This window comes from Bacillus spongiae (assembly GCF_037120725.1).
In the GTDB taxonomy this organism is placed as follows: Bacteria; Bacillota; Bacilli; order Bacillales; family Bacillaceae_K; genus Bacillus_CI; species Bacillus_CI spongiae.
In genome coordinates, this window is sequence record NZ_JBBAXC010000004.1 from 122234 (window position 1) to 147950 (window position 25717).

25 protein-coding genes and 1 pseudogene are annotated in these 25717 nt (G+C 36.5%); 8 read left to right on the plus strand and 18 right to left on the minus strand.

Features of this window, described 5'->3' with window-relative positions; all coding sequences use genetic code 11:
* Positions 1–252: 252 nt before the first annotated feature.
* Positions 253–1152, plus strand: a complete 900-nt coding sequence (locus WAK64_RS06430; RefSeq protein ID WP_336586128.1) for a 5'-nucleotidase, lipoprotein e(P4) family — start codon at positions 253–255, stop codon at positions 1150–1152.
* 368 nt (positions 1153–1520) lie between these two features.
* Here WAK64_RS06430 and WAK64_RS06435 read toward each other — a convergent pair whose 3' ends face one another.
* The 10 genes from WAK64_RS06435 to WAK64_RS06480 all read right to left on the minus strand — a co-directional run bounded on the left by WAK64_RS06435 (position 1521) and on the right by WAK64_RS06480 (position 13223).
* Positions 1521–4130 (minus strand): Vps62-related protein, encoded by a 2610-nt coding sequence (locus WAK64_RS06435; RefSeq protein WP_336586129.1) that lies wholly within the window; start codon positions 4128–4130, stop codon positions 1521–1523.
* A gap of 1488 nt (positions 4131–5618) precedes the next feature.
* The gene (locus WAK64_RS06440; protein ID WP_336586130.1) at positions 5619–6563 is read right to left on the minus strand and encodes an alpha/beta fold hydrolase; all 945 of its coding nucleotides are present in this window, start codon (positions 6561–6563) and stop codon (positions 5619–5621) included.
* A gap of 94 nt (positions 6564–6657) precedes the next feature.
* Positions 6658–7587 carry a helix-turn-helix transcriptional regulator gene (locus WAK64_RS06445; RefSeq protein WP_336586131.1) on the minus strand — a complete coding sequence of 310 codons (930 nt, stop codon included), beginning with the start codon at positions 7585–7587 and terminating at the stop codon, positions 6658–6660.
* Positions 7588–7986: 399 nt separating this feature from the next.
* Positions 7987–8346 carry a YrdB family protein gene (locus WAK64_RS06450; RefSeq protein ID WP_336586132.1) on the minus strand — a complete coding sequence of 120 codons (360 nt, stop codon included), beginning with the start codon at positions 8344–8346 and terminating at the stop codon, positions 7987–7989.
* Between the two features lie 46 nt (positions 8347–8392).
* Positions 8393–8974 (minus strand): TetR/AcrR family transcriptional regulator, encoded by a 582-nt coding sequence (locus WAK64_RS06455; protein WP_336586133.1) that lies wholly within the window; start codon positions 8972–8974, stop codon positions 8393–8395.
* 4 nt (positions 8975–8978) lie between these two features.
* Positions 8979–9692 carry an MBL fold metallo-hydrolase gene (locus WAK64_RS06460; protein ID WP_336586134.1) on the minus strand — a complete coding sequence of 238 codons (714 nt, stop codon included), beginning with the start codon at positions 9690–9692 and terminating at the stop codon, positions 8979–8981.
* A gap of 464 nt (positions 9693–10156) precedes the next feature.
* Positions 10157–10750, minus strand: a complete 594-nt coding sequence (locus tag WAK64_RS06465) for an SCO family protein (RefSeq protein WP_419465905.1) — start codon at positions 10748–10750, stop codon at positions 10157–10159.
* 115 nt (positions 10751–10865) lie between these two features.
* On the minus strand, positions 10866–11666 hold the full coding sequence (gene coaW, locus WAK64_RS06470; RefSeq protein ID WP_336586136.1) for a type II pantothenate kinase: 801 nt from the start codon (positions 11664–11666) through the stop codon (positions 10866–10868).
* The gene (locus tag WAK64_RS06475) at positions 11667–11957 is read right to left on the minus strand and encodes a hypothetical protein (RefSeq protein ID WP_336586137.1); all 291 of its coding nucleotides are present in this window, start codon (positions 11955–11957) and stop codon (positions 11667–11669) included.
* A 321-nt stretch (positions 11958–12278) separates the two neighbouring features.
* A complete protein-coding gene (locus WAK64_RS06480) occupies positions 12279–13223 on the minus strand; it encodes a helix-turn-helix transcriptional regulator (RefSeq protein WP_336586138.1) in 945 nt (314 codons plus the stop codon).
* 115 nt (positions 13224–13338) lie between these two features.
* On the opposite strand from WAK64_RS06480, the gene WAK64_RS06485 reads away from it, so the two are divergent.
* Together WAK64_RS06485 and WAK64_RS06490 are read left to right on the plus strand one after the other, a co-directional pair.
* The gene (locus WAK64_RS06485) at positions 13339–14181 is read left to right on the plus strand and encodes an alpha/beta fold hydrolase (RefSeq protein WP_336586139.1); all 843 of its coding nucleotides are present in this window, start codon (positions 13339–13341) and stop codon (positions 14179–14181) included.
* A 249-nt stretch (positions 14182–14430) separates the two neighbouring features.
* Positions 14431–14577, plus strand: coding sequence for a hypothetical protein (locus WAK64_RS06490; protein WP_336586140.1), 147 nt, complete (start codon positions 14431–14433; stop codon positions 14575–14577).
* On the opposite strand, the gene WAK64_RS06495 is transcribed toward WAK64_RS06490, so the two are convergent.
* The 6 genes and pseudogenes from WAK64_RS06495 to WAK64_RS06520 all read right to left on the minus strand — a co-directional run bounded on the left by WAK64_RS06495 (position 14566) and on the right by WAK64_RS06520 (position 21775).
* The gene (locus WAK64_RS06495) at positions 14566–15567 is read right to left on the minus strand and encodes an alpha/beta hydrolase (protein WP_336586141.1); all 1002 of its coding nucleotides are present in this window, start codon (positions 15565–15567) and stop codon (positions 14566–14568) included. The two genes, WAK64_RS06490 and WAK64_RS06495, sit on opposite strands and share 12 nt — an antisense overlap.
* Positions 15568–15696: 129 nt before the next feature.
* A pseudogene (locus WAK64_RS06500) lies at positions 15697–15825 on the minus strand (helix-turn-helix transcriptional regulator); the annotation flags it as partial.
* A 356-nt stretch (positions 15826–16181) separates the two neighbouring features.
* The gene (locus WAK64_RS06505) at positions 16182–16715 is read right to left on the minus strand and encodes a hypothetical protein (RefSeq protein WP_336586142.1); all 534 of its coding nucleotides are present in this window, start codon (positions 16713–16715) and stop codon (positions 16182–16184) included.
* Positions 16716–16908: 193 nt separating this feature from the next.
* Positions 16909–17370 carry a GNAT family N-acetyltransferase gene (locus WAK64_RS06510; protein ID WP_336586143.1) on the minus strand — a complete coding sequence of 154 codons (462 nt, stop codon included), beginning with the start codon at positions 17368–17370 and terminating at the stop codon, positions 16909–16911.
* Between the two features lie 131 nt (positions 17371–17501).
* Positions 17502–20633 (minus strand): AAA family ATPase, encoded by a 3132-nt coding sequence (locus WAK64_RS06515; protein WP_336586144.1) that lies wholly within the window; start codon positions 20631–20633, stop codon positions 17502–17504.
* The gene (locus WAK64_RS06520; RefSeq protein ID WP_336586145.1) at positions 20630–21775 is read right to left on the minus strand and encodes an exonuclease SbcCD subunit D; all 1146 of its coding nucleotides are present in this window, start codon (positions 21773–21775) and stop codon (positions 20630–20632) included. Before WAK64_RS06520 ends, WAK64_RS06515 begins: the two co-directional genes overlap by 4 nt.
* A gap of 216 nt (positions 21776–21991) precedes the next feature.
* On the opposite strand from WAK64_RS06520, the gene WAK64_RS06525 reads away from it, so the two are divergent.
* From WAK64_RS06525 to WAK64_RS06540, 4 genes are all read left to right on the plus strand, one after another.
* The gene (locus tag WAK64_RS06525; protein ID WP_336586146.1) at positions 21992–22210 is read left to right on the plus strand and encodes a DUF1659 domain-containing protein; all 219 of its coding nucleotides are present in this window, start codon (positions 21992–21994) and stop codon (positions 22208–22210) included.
* Positions 22211–22245: 35 nt separating this feature from the next.
* Positions 22246–22464, plus strand: a complete 219-nt coding sequence (locus WAK64_RS06530; protein ID WP_336586147.1) for a DUF2922 domain-containing protein — start codon at positions 22246–22248, stop codon at positions 22462–22464.
* Positions 22465–22573: 109 nt separating this feature from the next.
* Complete coding sequence (locus WAK64_RS06535) at positions 22574–22711, plus strand: YvrJ family protein (protein ID WP_336586148.1); 138 nt, start codon at positions 22574–22576, stop codon at positions 22709–22711.
* A gap of 136 nt (positions 22712–22847) precedes the next feature.
* Positions 22848–23261 carry a hypothetical protein gene (locus WAK64_RS06540; RefSeq protein WP_336586149.1) on the plus strand — a complete coding sequence of 138 codons (414 nt, stop codon included), beginning with the start codon at positions 22848–22850 and terminating at the stop codon, positions 23259–23261.
* A gap of 167 nt (positions 23262–23428) precedes the next feature.
* On the opposite strand, the gene WAK64_RS06545 is transcribed toward WAK64_RS06540, so the two are convergent.
* Together WAK64_RS06545 and WAK64_RS06550 are read right to left on the minus strand one after the other, a co-directional pair.
* The gene (locus WAK64_RS06545; RefSeq protein ID WP_336586150.1) at positions 23429–23971 is read right to left on the minus strand and encodes a hypothetical protein; all 543 of its coding nucleotides are present in this window, start codon (positions 23969–23971) and stop codon (positions 23429–23431) included.
* Between the two features lie 179 nt (positions 23972–24150).
* Positions 24151–24654: a hypothetical protein gene (locus WAK64_RS06550; protein WP_336586151.1), complete on the minus strand. Its 504-nt coding sequence runs from the start codon at positions 24652–24654 to the stop codon at positions 24151–24153.
* Positions 24655–24771: 117 nt separating this feature from the next.
* On the opposite strand from WAK64_RS06550, the gene WAK64_RS06555 reads away from it, so the two are divergent.
* Positions 24772–25620: an alpha/beta fold hydrolase gene (locus WAK64_RS06555; RefSeq protein WP_336586152.1), complete on the plus strand. Its 849-nt coding sequence runs from the start codon at positions 24772–24774 to the stop codon at positions 25618–25620.
* The last annotated feature ends 97 nt before the right edge of the window (positions 25621–25717 follow it).

Genomic DNA, 25717 nt, shown 5'->3' on the forward strand with positions numbered 1-25717 from the left:
TTTCCTTTACCTTTTGAAAGGAAGATAGAATCATTCTCCGATTAAGGTAGGTAAAGCCTGTAATAATGCTTTCTTCTTCGTTAATCTAGGCATTTCTTGTTCAAGTCTACTATAATCTAATTTTCTAACCTTTCACAAAAGGAAAACGAACAAAGTACAGAAGTTTAATTTCTAGTCTATTTGCATTCATAATTTTCTACAATCGGTTAATAATATAGAGGTCTTTTTCACACTAAACTTGAAGGAGCTGAAATGGCAGTGTTACAAAAATACTTATTTCGTTTTGGGATTATAACAACATTATGCTTTTCCGTCATAAGTGGTTGTGCTGATACTGATACGACGGATGAGCAAAATGAAACTACTACTGATGAAACAAAACCGCCGGAAAATGAACAGAATAATGAAACAGCAGAAACTGCTGCAACTGTTAAAATCCCTGAGCAAAATGTTATGTCTACATTATGGCATCAAACATCCGGTGAACGGAATGCGTTATATTACCAAGGATACTATATTAGCAAAATGATGTTAGATCAAAAATTAACAGAAAATACGGAGAAAAAACGTGCAGTTGTGTTGGATTTGGATGAAACCGTCTTAGACAATGACCCATATCAAGCATATGCAGCTGTTAATGGCGTTGAATACCCAGAAGGTTGGGACCAATGGATTGAAGCAGCCAATGCACCTCTATTACCTGGAGCACTTGAATTTTTAAAATATGCTGATGAACAAGGTGTTGATATTTATTACATATCAAACCGAAAAGAGGAACAAAGGGAAGCGACGATTAAAAACATGGAGCTACACGGCCTTCCACAAAGTACGGATGATCGTGTGCTATTAAAAACGGAAGAATCAAGTAAAAAAGCAAGAAGAGATCAAGTGCTGACAGATCACGAGATTATTCTCCTCCTAGGAGATAATTTAGCTGACTTTGCAGATGTTTTTGATAAGCAAAACGTACCAGAACGAAAGCAATCAGTAGATGAATTAAAAGACGAATTCGGTTCAACCTTTATTGTATTCCCTAACCCAATGTATGGAGATTGGGAAGGGGCCGTATATGAGTATAATTGGGACCTCACCCCAGAAGAAAAAGATGCTAAAAGGAAAGAGGCAATGGAGCCATTTGAACCTGCAAGCTAAAATAAATAAAGGGCTCTTTACGAAATAAAACATCTTATTAAGAAACTCCACTAATGGGTAGAACCCAATCATTTAGTGGAGTTTCGCTTTTTTTCTTGAGTATTAAATATTCCTTATTTGACGAATGCAAACTATTAATTTGTTGAATATCACAATTTCCGTTAACCTACTCATTCCTTGATTATAGGTAAAGTAAGTCAATGTCTTGATTTTCAACTCTTATACCCTATGTTGGAATAACCATTGTAGTCCCTTCGGATTCATATCCATAGGGGAAAGTGTCGTACCTTTTTTATATCGTAACTTTTTAGAAACAACAGCAGGTATCATTCACTTGCTGTATATTAGAAAATACCTCATTGTTCATTTCAGTTTTTTAAGTAAAGATTAGGTCCCGAAGCATGTACAGAATGGGTTGTCCCATTATGTTTTCCAGGCCAAATGACTAGTGTAAGACCATCATCTGTGGTAAAAGCATTCTCAGTTGTTATGGTGAAATATTTCCAAGAGTTTGTCACTTCAACCACTGCGCCTGTTGATTCTGTATTGCTTGTATTTTGTATTTTTATTTGTGCTTCATGAGGTACATCGGCTTTCATCCATACACCAAAAGTATATTTGTTCCCTTTTTGATTAATATCAATATCATACAAAGATACCTTACCATTGATAGTAGATGGTGTTAATGTCTGTGCAAAACTCCCATCAGGTGCAAACATAATACTACGAGCATCCACATCAACACTATTTTTCCTCCAATTATTAAAATTCATAAAATTAGAATCTACTAAATTTTGATAGGTATATGCTGTTACGACTGGACTTTTATATGATTGTGCTAAGACCGATGCATTCCATCCATCGTTCTCATAATCATAAGAATACATAGAATGGACTCTATATGTGTACTGTTTATTTGGTTCAACCGTATCATCTATAAATTGAATACGGTGCGTACCTTCTGCATCTAATGAAATTCTTTCAATCCGTTTCCCATCGCGCTCTATCACATAATCTTCTATTGTCAAATCTTCATATACTGGACTATCAATAGTAAGGGTAATAGCATCTGTAGATGAATTTGATACGGATACAGTTGGCATGGTAATTTCTTGAGTATCTTCAATTATAATAGAAGAAATTTTATCGTTTAAGTTTTCATCTGAAAAGCTTTCGTCATTATAATTGAAAGTATGTGATCCCCCTTTAAAATCTTCATCCTCAAATACTGTTACACGATAATTATAATTAATAGCCATAGAAGAAAGACAATTGTTTGCTGTTACATCCCCTAATGGAATATCGGCTAGAGATGGGTACTCTCCTGGTTCTAATTTTATATATTCGCCTAAATAATTGTTATCTTTGTATAAGAATACTCCAAGGTCACCTCTAACACTTGATGCAATCCATGTATTATCAATAAAATAAATCCCTGCTGAGAGCGACGTAGCATTTGCTGAAAGTTTATTACGAACCCCCTCTGATTTTAATTCATAATTATAAGTCTGCTCTTTCACAACATCAAAATCAGTAAAAGACGTTTGATCAGATGTTACTCGACCAATCTCCTTCCCATCCCTATAAACTACATAGCCATTAATACCAAATTGATGAGATTGTGAGGCAAGTGGGACCTCGTCCCAGCGTAATTTAATGCCAAAGCCGGATGATTCATCTCCCACTAATTGACTCGTTACATTCTCTGGGGCTGGGGGTGCTGGCATAGTATAATACTCCACAGGTGTCTCATATAGAACTTTGTCCTGATTTTCAACGAATAGTGTTACTCGGTAGTCAGTATCCCAATCTGACTCCTTCTCCCAATGAGTCAGGCCTGTGACGTCATAGTTTGTATATCTCCATACTCCATCAGGATACAACTTTTCACGCTTCAGAGTTAAGGTATTTGCGGACCCGAGTGGTTGAATGATCGACCAATCCACCTCCATGATATTTCCATCATTCGATATACCCTCTAGCTCTATTGGATATACAGGTGGCATCTCCTTTCCTACTAATGACCACTTATTTACTGAACCTTTTGGAATGAGCTCTTCAGTTATTTCAACTAAACTTCCAGCCAATGATGACACATAATACTTATTTAATGAACTGGCGGCAAGAAAAGCCTCAACTGAGGATGGACCATAGGGGTCTTCGTCATGTAAATACACATTGGGTGCAAACTGTCTAGCATAATACATTGCTAGATCCCTATTTTCTACGACTAAATCTGTTATTTCACTACTGTTAGAAGCGCCTGCTTCATTCCTAAACCAAGCATTACCTAATCCAAATTTAGGGCTTTCCGTACCAATGAGAGCACCAGGATCAAAGGGTGGCGTAACTTCCGATCCTGTTGCTCCCCAATATCCTTTAAAGTCCATCCATGGATGTTCGGAAGTATCAGAATTGGGCAGAAGAGCAATCTTATTCTTGATATCCCATAAAGGGCCTTTATTGGTATGATCATCAGGTAAAATAAAATCAACGCCACCGAGTTTCCTTGTATGCGTTCCAATAGTAGGATAATTTGCATGTGAATACTTAGCAGAATAGACATTAAACCTACCATTCGTAAATGAGAATTCACTTGGATTTAACCAACCATTTTCACTTCCATGAGCACTAGGTTTAATTTGAATGATCTCTTCGGCTTCTTTGTCAATAATGACTTTAACCCCTTCCCAGTCTCCTTCATGATAACCCGCAGATCCACCGAGAGGGCCGTTTACGGGGTAAAAAAATCGATAATCAATACCTATTTTCCCATTATACTCAAACACATGTGTGTATGATGGGGCAGAGTCAATATCTCCACTTTCTATTCTTTCATCTTCGATTTTTAGAAAGATCCTTTCAGTCCCCTCTATTATTTCAGCAGAAACAGAGGGAGGATTTAGGTATGAAAAGAGTACTATAGTAATAATTAGTGATAAAACTAGTCTAGGTTTATATTCTTTTATCATTTGCATAAGCTCAACTCCTTAGTAATCGTTTATTTTCCCCATAAATCACGTAATACAATTGAATGAAATGACAAGACCAAACTTGCTAGGAAAACTCAGAGTTTAACTAATTTACCCTCTACATCACAACCACCTCCCCTAATAATTGCTTTATTCTAGTTTCGAAAATCGAATATCTATTTATTTTTTTAAGGAATGTCATAGTAAACGTAATCTGATTCGTATAATCGTACTATGTCAAAAATTAATGGCTCATTTACTAGGACTTTCACACGCTATTATGTGTTACACTCGGACCCTTCTTCCAAGATGCAGGATTATGAAAATAATGCGATATACCGTTAAGAAACAACTTTTCATGCCTTAAAGTCCCAGATTACTCACTTTTAATATTGATAAAACACATAGAATAACTTGGATTTAATTTTTTTTTTAATGGCTTTCTTTAAATAGAAAGCCATTGTAATACATCAATTAATGAGTTTGTTCTCACTAACTTTATTGTTAATATAATTTAATACGGTTTTGGGTACTATCGCGAAAATTAACTTTGCCAGTAGTTACAAGAATGCTGATATTAGTCTTAGAATTACTTTTCGGTCATTACAGCAGCCCCTAGACTTAAGGAGACTAGTTAACCAAGATAAACTTATCGATATTTTCTTTATTGTTAGGTCAATATTAGGTAGGGTTTCAAATAAAGAAATGAAGGGGCAAATACAGGTTCAAATCATCTCTTTCATCGTTTATACCATAATGATCTCGAATTCAAGTAAAAGTTTAATTCCTATTTTTAGTAAAACATAAGATAGAAAACGAAAGTATCCTACGAAAATCTGATTTTTCTAATTATTTTCAACTTCACTTTTCCCCTTCTTTTGATATTTTCTTGTTTTATTAGTTAGTATTTACTAACTTTAATGCGATAAAATGTAATAAATAGTAATATATTCATATAAAACCCACTTAGTAGAGTGTGGATGTTTTTTCATGAATATATTAGTTTGGATTAAAATTCGATCAAAAACATCTTACAAACCTTACTATTATCGCTAACAAAAAGAATCCATAATGAAAAAGGATTCTTCAAAATGGATTCTTCTCCTGAAAATTAAATATTTGTTTTTATAAGAAAGTTCAACCATTTTCTACCTTTCTTATTCCACCATTTCGCCCGATCGTATTATAAGGCCAACCGGATTTATTATATATCTGGTTGGCCTATTTTTTATACGTTATTCTTTAGTAGTCGGGGTAGGACGTTTGCACCGGTGGAACTTGATACCGTCAGCTATACTGTTCACCCCCTACTTGTAGAAACATGTATGACGCTGGTTGGGGCTAAGGCCCCTCATAACAAGAGAAGCTTTGACACTACAAGATAGACAGGGGCTACCGATACTTACTTATCCTGAAATAGCTTACCCAAATTCACTAGCTTCAGTATGATGTCCTTCTAACCAATCGTAAAACTCCTCTTGGTTGTTGAAAAAATTACACCTCCCCCTGTTCCAGCCAGTTTAAAATCGCTTGGTTTGTTTCTTCCGGCTTTTCTTGCTGGATCCAATGACCGCAATCCAGATTGACCACTTCCACATTGGGCACGAACTCCGTTAGGTTTTCAGACTTCGGGATCACATCCCGGTCACCATAGATCATAAGTGTAGGCTGTTGGATGATTGGATTTACGTCCGCCAATAGCCGCCAGTTGCGGTCAAGGTTCCTGTACCAATTTATACTTGCCGTGAAGCCTGATGAGTTGAAGGCGGAGACGAAAACGGCAAGTTCGCTGTCGCTCATTATGGGTTCACCGAGCGGTGTTTCTGCTCTGGCAAGATTAATCATCGCCATACCTGGCTGAGGCGCTCTAGGGGGCTCGTTCTTCCGGTAAATGTTGCGAAGAAATTGGAATGTATTTTCTTCTAATACGGCGTCTGCGACACCCGGCTGTCGATTGAAGTGGACAAAATAGTAGTCGCCGCCAAGTATTTCTTCCATGAACTCGATCCAGGGTCTTTCTCCGCGCTCTTGGTAAGGCAAGCTCAGATTTATCACTTTATTGACACGCTTTGGATGCAATAAGGTCAGCCCCCAAACAACCATTGCACCCCAATCATGACCGACAAAGGTGGCATCTTCGTATTCGTAGTGATCGAGAAGTGCGATGAGATCACCCGCCAAGTGTTCAATGTCATAGTCTGTTACTTCGCTCGGACAGGATGAGTTTCCATAACCCCGCTGGTTTGGGACGATGACATGGTAGCCCGCTGCGACAAGAGCGGGCACCTGATGGCGCCAAGAAAAGGCATGCTCTGGCCAGCCATGACAGAGTACAATAGGTTTCCCTACATTTTGTTGGCCTGCTTCAAAGACTTCGAGTTCCACACCGTTGACTGAAATAAGGGTAGGCTTGGGAAAGTCAGTATTATTAATCATCATATTACCTCCTATAACTAACTGTACTAAAAGACTGTTACAGTTAGCATAGTAGCATAGTGGTGTGACACTAGTATGTCAGGTTTGAAAAATAATTTTATTGATATTTTTCATGCATCGATTTTATTCTAGATGCAACAGCTTGGCGTACCCTTTCAGGACTTAACACTTCTACATGTTCGCCAAAACTGAATATCAACGAGAAATACCATTCCTTCTCTGGAAATTGTGCAGTCACAATCAGTTCACCTGTGTTCAGAATGTCAATATTTTCTTTGTCAAAAATATCTTCAACTCGGGGTCTCACCTGGGGTGCGAATTTTAATGTAATGCTGGTTAAAGAGAACTGTTTCTTTGATGCCTCTTCAATTTCTTGATATAACTTTTCTCTACGCTTGAATAGTATATCTTCAACCTGCAAATCCTTAATGCGTGAAATCCTGAATACCCTGAAATTTGTTTTTAAGTGACAATAGCCAAACAAATACCAAGTATAACCTTTAAAGATTATTGACATCGGTTCTACCTGCCTTGTGCTTGTTTCGTTTGCATAGTTTCTATATATAATTGTAATTAATTGTGATTGAGTGATAGCATTCCGGAGGCTTTTGACCAGCTCTTTTTGTTTTGAGTTGTTTGCCCAGGGTTGCATATCAATTATGATTTGCTCCATATGAAGGTCAAGATGATGAGTTTTATCTTGAGGAATAATATTTCGCAGTTTTTCTATAGATGCTTCAAGCTCAACATCCTCAAATGTTGAGTTAACACCTTTAAGTGCTGTAAGTATGGAACGCAAATTGTTTAGTGTCAGCAACTGATGGTTTAATTTATAATTCTCCCTAATACCATAACCGCCATTATTCCCAGGGTATGATATTATTGGAATACCAGCCATATTAATAGCTTCAATGTCTCTGTAAATTGTTCGAACTGATACTTCAAACTTTTCCGCAAGTTCTTTTGCCGATATTCGACTTCTATTAAGTAATATAACAATGATTGTCAGCATACGGTCTATTTTCATATTCATCTCCTTAATATATATTTCGCCTATTCTAGAGTATAAGGTATTTTTGTCGAAACATTTTTGAGCCTATCATGCTTAGGATAACTGTACGTTTTGTTCCCACGTAATATATAATATTAATTATTATCTTGCTACTACCTTTTTTATTGATTACCATTACATCCTAATAAATTTTAGTCATTTCAATCTAACTTAGCATCTAAATAATGAATGTCAAGAAGAGTTCAGAAGATATTTATTTGACCAACAATAATAGTTATACTACGGTTTACCATAGTGTTAGGTAGGGTAAATTATAACTGACCTCGACCTGGCCCTTTTTTTGAACAAGAAAAAAATCCTGCTAACCTTTCAACAAGATTTATGATCAATCTTTTTATAAATTATTGAACTCTTTTACATATAATCAAAATTTGTTTTATCGTTTTTTTGTTGTTTCCATACAATCATTAACACACGATTGACGATGACTGTTCCTCCAAATAATATTGCCCAATCATAAGCAACTACACTACATAAAGCCCAAAAAGCAAACCCAAATATGAAAGCCTCTAACCCTAACTGCATCCATAAAGGTAAGGTTATGGGGGAAGTAGGGGCAATAAACATCCCCCATATTATAGCAATTAGGAGCGGTCCACCAATAGCTAGTATTAAACTATACATACCCCCACCACCGACTTCGTATCCCCAATAAGCGACTGCTATCAACGTTATTAATTCTAAGAAAAACCGGATGGCCAAGTTCATCTTCATATTGGATACTTCTCCTTTGCACCTATAATAAGAATAAACCTATATATTATCCGTCAAGCTGCTCTCCATGACTTAATCCTTGAAGAAAGGTAACAATGATTACTTCTAGTGATTCCTCAAGAGCAACATCAAGATTAAATTCTCCCTTTCTATTTAAATCGACTAGCCCATGTAAAATAGATCGTAATCCCCTAACCGTATGAATCACTTGTCTTTCATTTAGCGAGAAAACGGAAAACGCTTCTTTTGTTAAATCAACAATCGCTTCTCCGTAAAGTTGGAGGTTTTTATCAAATGGGTCGGGCGCTGAAAGTGATGCTTCATACAGTCCGGGGTATTGATTGGCAAATGCTATATAAGCTGTGCTAATGGCTTGAATGCTCTCCATCCCCTTCTCCTTTTCCGATGTTGCATCCTTTAATTGATGATATAAACGCTTAAGTGAATGGGCAGCCATTAATTGCTTTATTTCTTTTAGGCCATTGAAATGATTATATAAAGACGGAGGCTTGATTATTAGCTCCTTTGCGATTGTCGCCATGGTTACAGCGTTCATTCCACTTTTCTCTGCAATTTCTAATGCTTTGTTCATTATAATTTCTTGATTTAGTCCAATCCTTGATGCCATGGTCCTATGCCCTCCTCAATGAATCTTTCGCTTTGTCGATGGCTCGCTTCATTTCTCTTACAGGTTTTATCGCGATATTGCCATGGCCAACGGCAAGTATTGAGGGTTGATAACTTACGAGCCGTTCTGCTGATTGTATAGCCTCCTCCTTATTCCATGTAGCGAAGGCAGGAAAAGGGAAGCTCCATTGCACCCTTCCTGCCACAGCAAGGCCCCCCTTTGTTTGGAAAGCATCTCCCGCAATTAAGTTGTTATTTCGAACGTCCAAAAATGACATCATCCCAGGAGTATGGCCAGGGGTGTGGATTGCTAATAATGAGCCGATTTGATCGCCATCTATTAATAGCGTATCTGGTTTTGTCTTAAGGTTCTTTGGAATACCACCTTTAATCGGCATTATCGGTTCTCCATTTTCTAAAGAGAGATCACCATTTAGGATTTTCAGTTCCCGCTTCGGTAGGAAAACCTCAACATTTTTCAGTTCATCCTTTAGTCCATCTAGTGCTCCAACATGATCACTATGGACATGTGTCAAGATAATTTTTTTAATTGGTTTTCCTAATTCTCTTGCGGTTTTCATAATCGATTTTTTACTATAGGATAAGGCAGTATCGATTAATGTAAAGGAATCCTCTTCTTCCACTAGATAACAATTGACTGGAAATATATTCGGCATAAAACTAAGTTGATAAAGACGATTTTCTTTAACAATTCTCATTTTTGCGCTCACTCCAAACTAATGGTATTAGTTTCATTATAACTAATATCATTAGTTTAGCAAGTCTAAATGACTTATTTTTTAATTTTTTCTGAATTATTCTATAATTCATTCTTAATCTGACACCAGAACGAAGCACATGAAAGGTAAGTATAAGACTTTAGGAGTTACTAACATTGAAGCTGAAAGACATAGATTTGTAGAAGAGCTACATTCAAAATCAGAAGTTCCAGTTAATCGGATACTTATACAGACCCATGGGGATAGCGACTTGGATTTTTTGAATTTTTAGATAAGAGAGAATAACAAGAACGTATAAGAACAATAGAAGGATAAAAAGGATTTTAGAAAGGAAAATGAGAGGATTAATAGCAAATACAAAAGACTTTACAAAATCAGCCTTTCAAAATAGAAACCCCCTTGTGAAGTCAATCTTTTCCTACACAAAAGGGTCTAATTTTATCTTATTCAACAGGTCCCACTTTCACTAAATGCTTTAAATCGGAAACAATAAGATCGTATTGGACTTCTTCAGCGTCTGCTGAAGTTTTCGTTCCAAAGTAACTTTTAACGACCGTACCATTTTGATCAACGAGGTAAAACCTGACTGAGTGAGTAACTTGATCAGAATCCGGCTCATCAAAAACAATTGTACTAAAGGATTCCGCTGCCAATTGAGAAATCCACTTTTGATCATATCCTGTTAGTAAAAACCAATTATCCTCATTAGCTTCATATTGAGCAATATATTCCTTTAGGACTTCAGGAGTATCCCTCTCTGGGTCCACACTAAACGACGCAATTTGGTAGTCGGTTACCCCTTCATCAGCTAACATCCGTTGGATTTTCGACATATTAAACGTCATTGGGGGACAAACTGTTTCACAATTAGTAAAGATAAAATCAACTAACGTCACTTTCCCTTTTAGATCAGCTAATTCAAAAGGTTCTCCATTTTGGTCCGTGACGGAAAAATCATTTATCTTTTTTTCCATCTCTGGTTCAAAGTCTCTATTACTACATGCTGCTAATAGTACGAGAGCAGAAATCATGATCATGCTGCTCTTCTTGATTGCATTAAACAATGTACATACCCCCTACTGTGTTACCATTCACTTTTGCATGGTCTATACTATCTCATCACAGACAAAAACTCAATGAACAAAGTGTGAATTAAGTAGTGTGGAAATGATAGGCCCCTCTTGCTCCAACAAATGCACCCTTTTCTATAAAGATTGCTTCATAATGAAGCATCTTTTCAAACCGTGATAAAACTTCCTTTAGTAGCTTATTTTGCTGAAGTGTACTTCCAACAAAAACGATACTTTGTAATTGATGCTGCTTCGCCGCCTCAAAAGCTAAACTGATAATCAACTCACCAATCATATTGATAAGTGCTGCGGCTAAATCCTCTTTCTTCATATCGAGGTGATGCGCTTTTTCAAAATAGCTTGCCGTTAAATCTCCAGGAATCGGTGGTACGGTATCATCGTATAGGTCTTGCACGACTAAATCAACTTGTTGTCGCTTTCCCTTAGCTGCTAGGTCCATTATTTCTTGGAAGGATTGCGCATTTGTAAGGAGCTTTCCTAACCCTAATAAGCTTCCTCCACCAAGAGCAGTCCCTGCCACACGTTCTTCGTTTTTTGGATCGACCAAATATATAGATGTGCCTGTGCCAATGCTAACAAGAATAAAACGGTCTAGCTTTCTTCCTTCCTCCCTTAATAACACGCGCGTCCCCTCTGCCATGGCAGTAAATTCTGGGACACTCAATACATTGTCTAACCTATTCATTAATTTTGTTGCTTTCCCACCTGTCACATGAAACTTTGCTTCCCCTGCTGTAAATTGCAGCCATGGCAGCCATTTTTCAATTTGATTCATCAAAAACCATTTATACTGAAAGCGTCCCTTTTCTATATACGTAATTTTTGCTAGTGTTCCCCCTGCATCAATCCCGATTGTTCTCATCTATTCGTTTTCTTTCGTTTTCTTTTCAAATAAATATCGTAAAATAGACCCATTCAAAAATAACAACACAAGAAAAGCTATTAAATAAAATAAGATTCGTACTAATGCTTGAGCTGTATCCTCTACTGTAAAGAACGACCATAACGAACCGACCAGAAAGATGATAAAGCTTATAAAAGTACCTTCTCTATGTGGTTTTTTATACGAATTAAAATCTAATAATCGATACCAGCTCCAGCCAAAAGAAACGATTCCAGCTACGGGAATTAAACTAATATACAACCATGTCATCGCCCGACTCTCCTCCCATTCACTTTCTCTTCTATCGTATTGGAAATTAATTATAAAAGAAAGATATAATCCCAAATATTATGTTTTTTATTCTAGAAATATAAATACATAGGAGAAAAGGTGAAAGAAATACGATTAAAATGATGAAAAGGCTTATAGTACTTGCCTCGCAAATAACAACTTTTTCAATTCCACGCTTCAATTATTCATCAATCGTGTTTTGCTCAAAAAGATGCTATCAAAAGAGTGCTCCCAGCTATGGATTCACTTCTCTTTTCAATGTTAGTTTTTTTACATGTTTTCTCTATATCAATATATCTTTTACACTTTCGAATATTGATTGATTAGCTTAACTGCTTCTTCCTGAATAAATTGGATTAATTCAACTGGTTGCTCAATTATGATTTCAGCACCAAGACTAAGGAACTGCCTTCCTACATAGTGAATATCTGATTCTTTGATTCTTTCTTCAATTGCTCCAGTACCATCAGGATTCATTTCTATCCATTCTCCTAAAGGATGCGGATCTAATATTTTACAGCCAAGTTTCGTTAATTGAGCCTTTAAAGTCAATTCCTTTGTTGAAGAATCGGATTGTTTTAACCATTTTTCGACTGTCATATTAGTAGAAATAGGTTCAATAGACTGTTGACTAACTTTGAGAGAAACAATCCGATCAACGCGAAACGTCACCGTACTGTTACGCCTATAACAAAATGAAAGAGCGTACCATAATCCATTAGACAAAAAAAGCCCGAAAGGAAAAATGGTCCGAGTTGAAAACCCAGAGCGCGATTCATATTCAATCTCCAAATGATTTCTTTCTAGTGACGCTTGCAATATATCTTTTAGATAATAGTTATTAACGCTTCTTCGAGGAAATTCAATTGCTAATCGAGATTTTAATTGTTCGACTTTTTGAAGCATTTCGACAGACATGGTCGCACGTATTTTAGTAAGCGTAGACAAATTTTCATATTTAAATGGTCCGTCATGCTGCTCTATTATTTCATACGATAAGAGCAGCCCGGTCGCTTCTTCAGTTGTTAAAGGTATAGGTGGCAATTCCTGTTTTCTTATAAGACTATATCCGCCATTCGGTCCAGACGAAGAAAATAGAGGAACCCCCATTTCACTTAATAAATGTAAGTCTCTAAGCATCGTTCTTCTTGATACAGAAAACTCATCTGCTAATTCTTGAACGGTAAATCGGTGTTTTGTATTTAATGAAATTAATAATTCAAGTAACCTTCCACTTCTAGACATAAAAATATCTCCTATATTAGTGACGTTATCTGTCACCAATATACGATAAGATATAGTTGAAGTCACGAATTTTCAAAAATATTAACAGATAAGGTAATAATAGGAGGTTATTTTGATGAAGGAACATATGATTGATTCAAATGGCGTTAAAATTAAGGTGTATGAATATAGCCAGACTGGCGAACCGTTGCTACTCCTCCACTATATGGGTGGGAGTTCTGCCATTTGGAGAAGCATTATTCCGAGCTTTATTGAAAAATACCGTGTAATCGCGATAGACCTACGAGGACATGGTAAATCCGATCAGCCTGCAACGGGATATCAACTTGATACCTTTGTTCAAGATGTTCGGGTGGTGCTAGATGCTCTTGAAATTGAAAAAGTCAATATCGTTGGAAGCTCATTAGGTTGTTATATTGGTACTAGGTTTGCATCTATGTACCCTGAAAGGGCTCTTTCTTTAGTGAATTCCGAGGGAGCATTAGTTGATAAATCAGAAAGGGCCAATCTAGAACCAAAAGAAGAGTATTTAAATAAATACTTTTCTGCTCCTGAACAGGAATTTGAGTCAAGGGAAACGCTGATACAGCATATGAAGGAAAACTGGCTTCCTTGGAATAAAGAACGTGAAATGGTGATGAAAGATTTTGAGCCTCGAAAACTAAAGAATGGGAGGGTAACTTTTATATCTAAGAGAGATACGCTTCGACAAATTGCTGAAGATCTTTATGATAAAAAAATAGAACATTTGTATGAAAATATTCATTGTAGCGTGTTATTTCTACCAGCAGAAAAAGAAGGTGAGCTTAACGAGAAGTTAGCGTTTATAAAGAATGTTGAGCGTAAACTAAATAATAGTAAAACGGTTGTTATTCCTGAAACATCACATGCTATGATGTTCGACCACTCAAAGGAACTTATTAATGAAATCAAAAACTTTTTCGACTATACCGTTTAAACAGTTGGATAAATGCTATTTGGTACATAGATAAAAAGACTTACTACTCTATGATGAATTTCTTATAATCATTTCAAGGCAGTTAAAGCTATCTTAATTTATATACAAAGATAGCTTTTTTGTTTTTCAATCAGTATACGACTTCCAAATATTATTACATTAAATAGCCTACATGAAATCTAATTCTTCCTTCTATGTTTTCATAGAAAAATCTCCCACATACTATGTAAGGAGATTAGCTTAAGGTTAATGGTAATTTGCATGGGGAGATACTTTTCTTTCCCTTATATCCCAATGGAAATGGTGAAGTTTAATCATTCAATTGGCCATGAATTAGCGCTAATAGAAGATTCTTTATTTGATCAGCAGGAGCATTTAGTAACTTCATTGAATTAACCATGAGTTTGCAAGTGTTAAAGCACCTTTTGCAGCATCCGTTTCTGCTAACGCGTTTAACATAACAAAATCATGAATAATTCCCTGAAAACGAACAGCTGTTACGTCAACTCCTGCTTCTCTTAGCTTATTTGCATAAGCCTCACCTTCATCACGTAGTACATCTGCTTCAGCAGTAATGATTAAAGCTTCTGGAAGTCCTGTTAATTGTTCCGTATTGGCGCGCAATGGAGAAGCCGTAATTTCATTCCGTTCTTCATCATTTGTTGTATATTGATCCCAAAACCATTGCATTCCATCTCGACGTAAAAAGTATCCTTCTTTGAATTGCTCGTAAGAACCAGTGTTAAATGATGCATCCGTTACAGGATAGAATAGAAGTTGCTTATAAATTTTCGGTCCTTTACGTTCCTTTACCATAAGAGTAATCGCTGCAGACATGTTACCACCAACACTATCCCCTGCAACTGAAATTTTATTAGGATTCATCCCATAGTCTTGTCCATTTTTTGAAACCCATTCTAAAACGGCATATACTTCTTCAATTGCAATAGGGTATTTCGCTTCAGGGGATAGACTATAATTTGTAAATACTACAGCAGACTGTGAACCAACAGCTAATTCCCTTATTAAATGATCATGTGTATGTGAATTTCCAAAGACCCAGCCAGCGCCGTGTGTATATAGAATGATAGGAAGGTTAGGTGGTGCATCCTTTGGTTTTAAAATTCGAACGGATACTTTCCCTGTTGGTCCACCATCAATCATCATCTCTTCAATATCTACTGGCTTTTTCTCAATAGGTGAAGATTGTACCTCATCAACTGCTTTTCGACCTTCCTCTGGCTCAAGCTCAAATAAAAAAGGTGGATTCTTTGTCGACTCAACAAACTCCTGTGCTTCAGGTTCAAGTACAACCTTTTTATAATTCTGTCCCTTTTCTAGTCTACTCGGTGTATTTGTGTTTTGTTGAGAGTCATTTGTAGCCATTATTTGTCCTCCTGCATTTTACTATTTGCTACTAAAGTATGCTTAGAATAAAGGAAGATTATACACTTCACCATTAAAGATGAACAATAGAATTATTTATTGAAGCTCTCATGATATCAGAAGATAAAATCAGTCTTCAAACAAAAACAATTCTTCTACAGATACCATTAAATTCTTAGCAATGTCTATGGCTAATTTTAAAGATGGATTATATTTTCCGTTTTCAATATTTCCAATTGTTTCTCTCCAAACCCCTACTGCTAGCTATTGCATACATCCCCCATCCTAAAGGATTTCTCCATAGTGTAGCCATTAAATTTCCTTTGGAAAAGTATTTAACGGTATCTCTTTCGTTAGCTAGGTAAAGAATAATTCCTCTCTATCACCATACTTCTAAACTTCAACGTTAAAAACAAACACTTTCCATTCTTCTATTGTTGAGGAACTGAAACCAAACTCATTCTTATCATTCATCATCATCGAGGCTATATCGTTCTCTATACAAATTTTAGTAGGGATACTGATGGGGATATTAGTAACCTCTTACAACCATTTCTTATTCGTACTCATCACCACTATTGAGATGCCTACTTATCGTTAATGATGAGCATTTATTATTCAACCTCTACCACAATGCTTTCATACAAGTCATCGTCTATATATACGAGGACTTTCCATACTCCTTTTGATGGAAATCTTAAATGCGAGGGCATATTCACGATACCTGGTCCTAATTCAGCCCCTTTATGAAAGGTACCTGAAAATACATCAATAAGCTCTTTTTCTCCTTTTTTTATCGCTTTTACATCTACTGGTTTATCGTAAATAGTTTCATTTCCAAAATAAAACCAAAAATACTTTTGCGTTTTATTCGCTACCGTTGGTAATGGACCAGTAAAGCCTAGTGTGCTTTGATTCCCTACCACCTTATAACTTTCTTGACCATTTTCAAGCACAACCGAATGTTCAAAGATTGAAGACAGATCCCAGTTGTCTTCAAGAATCTCATCTTCAATCTCATTTGTGCTTACTTGTCTAACAGCCTCTTGCACTGTTGCTTCTTCTTCACTTTCCCCTTCATTATTCGTACAAGCAATTAAGGAACCTATGATGATTAGCATTAATAAAGCTAAAAATAATTTATTCACATCCCATACTCCCCCTCCTATATTAGATGATGTAGCACTAAATAGTTCTATTGCTACTGTTTCATCGGTTGGATACATCTCACATTAACATTTTATCCCATTTATGTAGTTCATTCTACGAGAAGTTCCCTTTATACCGTCTACTCAATTTTAAGTAATCCAAGATTGGCTCATTGTTTGAAAAGAGATTGAATTATAAGTGCATTTTTAACCCTTCATGTGTTGGTTTAAAGCCCAACGCTTCATAAAAGTGTAAAGCATCCTTTCGTTCTTTATCTGTCGTGAGTTGAACGATGTGACAGCCACGTTCTTTTGCACGTTGAATGGCCAGACGTATTAGTTCACTTCCTATTCCCTTCCCCCTTTCAGAAGATAAGGTTCTAACCCCTTCTATCGTAGCTCTCCAACTACCTTGATGTGTTAGGTAGGGTGTAAATGTAATTTGTTGAACGCCAATCACTTCGTTGTGACGGCATGCGACAACTAATTCATTATTAGGGTCCGACGTAATGGCTTGAAATGCGTTAATGTAACTTACTGGAAGTGGTTGTTCATACCGTTCTCTTTTACTTCCTAAAGAATCCATAGCAAGCATCTTAACAATTTTATCTAAATCTTGTTCAGTAGCCATTCTAAAGTTAATTTCTCTTTCCATTTACTTTCCTCCTTCATCACCTTTATGGTTCTATGCTACCTCACAATAAACTATAAGTTAATAACAAAAAATTAATACATGGAAAAAGGCTGTCGACAAAGTCGACAGCCTGACAGAAAGCTTTTATTTTTTTATCTTAAGACAAAATGCGTTGTACTCCCTGCTTGAGTCGATACAACTTCCAGTCGAGCATCAATGCGCTCCTTTAATTCTGGAACGTGAGAAATCACTCCTACTAATCGACCACTACTTTGGATATCCATTAATGCTTCAACAGCATGATCTAATGATTCTGGATCAAGTGTGCCAAACCCTTCATCAATAAAAATCGTCTCAAGTGAAACACCTCCAGCATGTTGTTGTACAACATCTGCTAGTCCTAATGCTAAGGCGAGAGATGCTTTAAAGCTCTCTCCTCCAGAAAGCGTTTTGACATGCCTCTCTTGACCCGTGTATTGATCAAACACGAGAATCTCTAACCCACTTTGAACGTTTCCTCTTGCTCGATCCATTTTTCGTAATAGCTGATACCGGCCTGACGTCATTTTCGTTAAACGGCCATTAGCCACTTGAAGAATGTCATCTAGAAACGAAGCAAGTACATACCTTTCAAATGTTATTCGATGAGTATTTTGTCCTCTCGCTATTTCCGCTAAATGTCCAATTATTTTATATGTTTCTTCTAGCTCTTTGATGGTTTCATTAATCTCTAAAACAGCCTTCACAATCGATTCGTTATGCTGAATGGTTTGCTTCATGTTCATTACTTGTTCTTGAAGAACAGCCAATAACTCTTCGCATTCTTTCATTTGCTTTTCTGTTTCTTCGATTTTAGGCGGCAGTGCTTCACCGAGTGCACGATTTAAAACAGAAATTTGGTCTGTAACGGATCGCTTCTCTTCATGAAATTGGCGAATTTCCTTTTCTAAATATTCAATTTGTTCTTCTGACCTTTTGGCTAAAGTGTATGCTTTATAATTTTCAAATCCTTCTTTAGCTAAAATCGAAACAAATAAGTTCCTTTCTTCTTGTAATTCTGCCTCTTTCATCGCTACTTGATCGTTTGCATCCGCCATGCGCACTTTCAATACTTGTAACGATTGGGTAGCATGTTGAAGCTTTTCTTTCGATAATTCAAACACCTCAACAAGTTCACGATAGGTTCTCTCTGCCACGTTAAGGACTTCCTTAAAATGTTCTTGAATCCTCAAATGCTCCGGTACTTGTTGCTCTAGATGTTGTAACGATGCTTTTTGTGAAAGGTAATTTGCATGTGCTTCTTCCCGCTCACGGTGCAATTGCTCTTTAGCTAATTCTTCCTTTTCTTTTCTTGCTTTTACCTTTTGAAATTCGTGTGTTAACTGCTCTAGCGATTGTATTTGTTTGTGGATTTTATCCGTTGCTCGAATCAATCGATCTCGTTCAGATTGTTTTTGATAGATAAGCTCTTCTATTCCTTCTGAAGAAAAGGTTGATATGGTGTCCGAAATATCTTCTTCTAGCTCTACCATCCTCTCCTTAAGTGAAGCCTGCTTTGATTCTAGTGTAATCCTTTCTCTTTCTATATTTGCTAGTTCAACCTCTGCTTTTGAAACAGCCTCTTTTGCCGCATTCAATTCCCCTTCACTAGGGAGCTTCAATTTTTCAAGTGCTGGCTGTGGGTGATGTTCTGATCCACAAACAGGACAAGCATTATTTTCGACAAGCTGTTTAGCGAGTATACTTGCTTGAGCTTGCTTCCATTGCTCCTCTAAATAAGCAAAGGTTGCTATATGATCTGCTAACACCTTTTGTTGATATTCTTGGCGATCAAGGATATTTGTTAAATTATTCGTTAAAGACCTTTTCTTCTCTATTAAATCTGAATACTGTCGCAAGCTCTTTAAAGAACCATCATTTTTTTCAATTTGACGGTCTAATTGCACAGCTTGTAGCTTTATATCACTAAGCGTAGTCAGCTGTTCCTCCATCTTGACCATCTCTTGTATCAGTCCCTTTAAGCTATCTTCCTTTTGCTCACTTTTGGTCGTAAGTTCTTGGACGCGAAGTTGTAGCTTCTCCGTAGCTACCTTTTGAGATGAATAGGACTCCACAGCATTTTGCAACGACATTAAATGATTTTTCTCGTTTAATGCTTTTTCACGAAGCGAATCCTTTTTCACTTCGGCTTGGTACATACTCTCTGCTTCTTGTTGCGCTTTTTCTCCTTGTTCAACATCCTGTTGCAGTTGTTTTACTTTCGAATTAATTTTGTCTAGCTCTTTTTTAAGCCGTAGGCATAGTTCATCCTGTTTTTGAAGCAGAGCAGCTTTTTGTGCGAGTTTTACCTCTTTTTCTTTATTCGTAAAGACTTCCGTCATTCCATTCAATTGCTCTAGGCGATGTTGTAAAGTGGCTCTTTGTTCAAATTGAGCAAGCCTATTTCTTTCTTCGAGCATTTTCTGTTGAAGCTCATCTCGATTTTTTTGGACATTTTTTCTTTCCACTTCTCTTTTATCCAATTTTGTTTTCATCAATTGAATCTCTTCACTAAGTAAAGGTAGAATTAAGGAGACATTTACTTCATCTTCTGTTAGTGCATTCGATAATTCCTCTAGATTAGATACATCCGCATTTTTCAACAGACGTGAACGCTCCGCGCTTGAATGCTCAACACTTTGCCTTAAATCAGTCGCTTGCTCTCTCAGCTTTTCTTGAATTGCTTGATAAAATTCTGTATGGAAAAGTTTCTGAAGGATTTGCTCTTTATCTTTACTATCAGCGATTAATAGTTTACGAAATTCGCCTTGTGGTAGCATTAAAATCTGGCGAAACTGATTTGCATCCAACTGGATAATTTCACTTATTTTTTCGTCTGTCTCTCGAATGGAAGCCGCAATTAACACTTTTTCGCCATCTTCATTATATTGATATAGCTCAGCAGTGGCATTTACTAGACGAAAGCCGTCTCCGCGTGTTTTCTTTCTTTCCTGCTGAGGTGACCTGCGAATTTCATACGTTTTCCCTTTTAAACTAAAAACTAGGTGGACTTCTGTTAAAACATCGGCTTTCGCAAATTGACTACGCAACTCCAATCCGATGCGGTTATCTCCACTTGCCTTCCCGTAAATTGCAAAGGAAATACCATCAAAAATCGTTGTTTTTCCAGAGCCTGTTTTACCTGAAACAACAAACATCGTACGACTTTGTAATTGTGTAAAGTCGATGACCTCTATTCCAGCATAAGGACCAAAAGCTTGCATCGTTAATCGAAGTGGTTTCATCGACTTTCAACCTCCCTTTTTACATGCTGCATAATCTTACTCATCGTAACTCTTTTTGATTCAGAAAAAGTTTGTGTCGTCATCTCTTCATAAAATTGTTGAAATAAATCTAAATCAGATTTCTTATCGTGATGAGAAGGCGAATACTCTCTTTTTTTTCTCGCATCTACATTTTCAATTTTCCGCTCTAAATGAAGAACATTCGGATATACTTTTCTTAATTTATTGATTGGGTCAATCAAAGCTCCTTCGTCTAGAAGATTAACCTTTAAATAATCGTCCACCTTCTGTGATTGATAGTAATCTGGATCCAATAATTCGTCTAGCATTCCTTCGATTTCACGCATATCCCGCTTTGGTTGAAGACATTTTTCTTCTATTGAAAAGCCACCCTTTTCATTAAATTCAATAATCGAAACGCTCTTTCGCTGCTTCGCCTCTGAAAAAGAGTACTTCATTAATGAGCCTGAATACCGAATGGAATCATGTTTAATCGCATCAGGGCTATGTAAATGACCTAAAGCGGTATAATCAAACGGAGCAAAAACGTCTGAAGCAACAGCCCCCGACCCTCCAACTGAAAGTGTTCTTTCAGAATCTGTTTCTTTTCCTCCCAGTACAAAAGCATGTCCTACAAAGACATTTGTTTCATTTGGATTCATTTGGTTTTCAATTTTTCCAACAATAGTCTTCATCGCATCTTGATGAGAATGAATACTGTCATCCTCCAATAGTTGGCGTACCGTTCCTGGCTCCGCATATGGAATGGTGTAAAAATTCAATCCTCCTAATCTAATAGGACTAAATTCGGAATCTAGTTTACCTTGTAAATAAAAATGATTCTGTTTATACCAAGAAGAACCAAAATGCAACCGCTCTGCAGAATCATGATTTCCTGAAATAGCAATGACGGGTGTTTTCAATTCGACATTTATCTTAAATAATATTTCGTCTAATAACTGTACGGCTGCTGTCGGCGGAACACTTCGGTCGTATAAATCTCCAGCAATGACAACCGCATCGGGACGTTCCTCCTCTACAAGCTGAGAGAATTCGTTTAATACTTCTCGTTGATCATCTGTCATATAAAGGCCATGAACGAGCTTGCCTAAGTGCCAATCGGCTGTATGAATAATTTTCATGTTGCCCCCCTAGAATCGAATATTTACTATCTATCATACCACACTCAAAACATACGTTCTTTTTAATAGATTCCTCTTTTTAATGATAGGCAATCTTTTTTTCCTACAGAAGGAGAAAACCTGCTTTTTCTGCTAACATTCTCTCTTCTCATCGTATTTTATGGTATCTTTTTTTCCTTCTTCAGCCTATATAAAGGGTGAAAGGGGGTGATAAAAATGGCAACAGCTGATCTCAAGGATTCTCGTTTACGCTTAGAGTATGATTACGGGTTTGATAGTGAAGGAAAACCGATTATTAAAGGAAAGTCGTACAGTAATGTTCAACTAAATGTTAGTACTGACGAAATTTATGCTTCCGCCCTAGCAATTGCATCTTTATGCTCTAAGTCACTGTTTAAAGTAGAGTTAAATGAAGCATACGACCTAAATGAATAAGGAATAAGAGATTAAAAAGAAGAGGGGTGAGACACGTGGCGAAATCATTGGAACTTCATTTTTTATCAGAAGAAGGGAAAACTGTTAGATTATCATTGGATGATCCGATTGAACCTGTAGATGAGTTGGCTGTGAAACAAGTAATGGATACAATCATTGCCAATAATGTTTTTCAAAGTTCATCTGGTGCTTATAAAACTGCTAAAGCAGCACGCCTATTAGAGCGCAATGTGACAGAATTTCCACTAGAGTAAAGAGCGATAGCGAGAACGCTCCTTGTCTTTTGGGGTAAAAAGACATTTAAACGTCAGTGTCAGTAGAATATTCTGGCACTGGCTTTAATAAATGAAAGGAGGAATTAAGTTGACTGAATTACTGCCCTTAATCTCCGAGGTTGGTTTTCCTATTATCGTCACGCTGTATTTACTTCATCGAATTGAGCGAAAGTTAGAAGATGTTATCGTGTCCATTAAAACCTTACCCGACCGACTAAAAGGGTGATAATTTCCAAATATGATCATAAAGTCTGATGAAACCTACACATTTTATGTTATAATTTCTAATTAATGGAGAAGGGTGCTGAGATAGCTCTTTTCCATTAATTCATTACTATTGTAAAGAATGCCAGGTGAAAAGATTGATTTTACACAAAAAAACATTACTAACCGTTTCTTTTCTAACAATTGTTGCATTATTTTCATGTTTGTACGCTTACGATCAAGGAAAAAATCTTACTACAGAGGATATATTACAGCTTTTTAAAGAGGAAGGCATACATTTCAAACTATCCACTTCCGCTTTTCAACTGCTGCAAAATAAGGAGCCTACAGTTTATGAATGGGAGAAGGAAGAGCTTATTATTTATGAGTTTGAAAACTCATACATACGTGAACAGGCTTATTCAGAACTCGTACTTGAATTAAGGACCAAGAAGAAAATAGAAATTTTAGAAGTGAGTAACCTGCTAATTTTATATTCTCCAAATGGGGAAAAAAGTATGATGATTCCCAGTGTAATCAGTTTATTAATTAACGATAAATGGGAATTATGACCCCTCTTACATATGCGCTTATTCTTTCTAAGCGTTTTTTTTTTGCCTATATTTTCTCATAAAATCTTTGTTGAAGAAGACGAAAAGTGCGTTAGTAGCACTCTAGACATTAAAAAGACCTGAGACATTCCTGTCTCAGGTCTTTTTTGAAGAGATTACTCTCTCTATTAACCTATTTGACCAATAAGTCCTACGTTTTCATGTCCAGCTTCTTCAAAAATAACATTAAGCTTTTCTTCAGCTTCTGTTAACTTAGCATCTGCTGCTTCAAAGTTTAGGTCTGCTTCTTTCTTTAATTCTTCTGCTTTCATATCATAAGACTCAGCAAGAGTGTCTAGTACAGCTTGGAAGTCTTCCTTATAGTCTCCTAAATCGTCTGCAACTTCAACGTTACGAACAGCTTCTGCTGTTTTTTCAGCAGCTTCAGTTGCTGCGGCATAGTCAGCAGCTTCTTTATTTTCTTTAAGTACTTCAGGATCTTCCTCAGCAAAAGCATGCTCAACAGCATTTAACGCAGAGTCTTGAGCGTTAATGTCGTTAGCAACAGATAAATATAAATCTAAAACTGCTCCTTCAGCATCAACTTTTGTGTCGTCCATTGCTTCTTCTTTTTCTTTGTCTTTTTCACCTTCGTCAGCTTTTTCATCGCCAGCACAACCAGCAAGGACGATTAATAGTGAAGCAAGACCTAACCACCATAATTTCTTCATACGGTATTCTCCCTTTCCTGTTTATATGTAATTGGTACGAAAAAATAGTATCACGTTGTTTAGTTTGTACAACGTGTATAACTATCGATTAAATCTTACCATTGAATTCCCAATAGGTAAAGAGATTTTTCTAAATTCTTCAGAATTTTACGTCTATAATTTTACAATTATTTAATTTACTACCCTCTTTCTTCCTCAAAGGTTATCTCAACACCGTATTCTTCACCGAGTCGCTTCATTTCATCATCGTGCCTTGCGTATAATTCTTCCATTTTAGTTTCAATTTCATCGTATTTTAGCGTTAATTCTTTATCGCCAGTTTCATACGCTTCCTTATCTGTTTTAACGGCTTGTATGTTAAGTTGATAGGCTTGAACAATAAGAGTTCGTATTTCTTGCATCTCTTCTGTTTCAATTGGTATCGCTTTAATTTCTTTGATTGCCTGTTCATAAGCTGGAATGTATTGTTCTTCTATATAAGTAAATGCCTCATCATTTTCTTCCTCCTCAACATAATCCTCTTTATAACTTCTTTCTTCCACTGCTAGCTGATCGATAATCTTATTCATGGAATCTATATAGGTTACCATCTCTTTTCTAACATTGACTTTTTCAACAAACTGACATCCCGTTGTCAAAGTTAGCAATAATAGAAAAAGGAAGAATGCTAGGAATTTCTTCACGATTATCCCGACTTTCTTTTTAATCTTTAATATGTCACAATTTTAGAGAATTATTTCATTTTTTTACAATTAGCAAATCAATCGTTATTTTGTCATAAAGGAGACTTGAGATAATAGATGAAAATTTGGCAAAGAAAAATAGTTAATACGAATCGAGGCTCATTTGAGATATTTATTAAAGGGAGCGGAAAGCCCCTTTGTGTAACACACTTATACTCCATCTTCAATCATAGTGGTGATTATTTTGCTGACTCATTCACGTGTTCATTCCAAGTTTACTTAATAAACTTACGAGAAACAGGATCTTCTGTTAAGGCTATAGAACCTTATCAGCTTAGCATGCTAGAAACCGTATTTGACTTAGAAGCCATCCGCGAGGCACTTGGACTATCCTCGTGGACATTTGCGGGCCACTCGACGGGTGGTATGCTTGGGGCTGTTTATGGCATCTTCTGTTCTAAAAGCTTAGATCAGTTACTATTAGTAGGCGCTGCTGCACGTGATTACTTTACTTTTTCATCAAGCTGCATCTACCACCAAGAACACCCAAAGTTCCAGGAAATGCAGCAATTAAACATCCAGCTAAAACAGAAACATCTTTCTCCAAAGGAAAGAAAAAAATCCAAAATTAAACGAATAAAGCTATCTCTTCATCAACCAGACAAGTATAAAACGTATTTTTCAAAAGAAATAAACAAAGGATTGTCAGCAGCGAGAATGGACTATTTTAATCGTGAGATTCAACTATTTGACATTACGAAAAAACTGAAACTCATCTCCACCTCAACGTTAATCGTTTGTGGTCGATTCGATGTTCAATGCCCCCTTGAATATTCAGAAGAAATGCATGAAAAGATTCCTCAATCTACTCTAATTATTTTTGAGAACAGCAATCATTATCCTTTTTTAGAGGAAGCTACTCGTTTTACTGAAGAAGTCGTCCATCGCTTAAGTCATGCAGATTAGTAGAGTCATTACTCAGCCTTAATTTTATTGTGAAAATTGAAAGGTAAAGTAACTTACCCGCTAATTAATCATTATTTACAAAACCCTCATGAAAGAT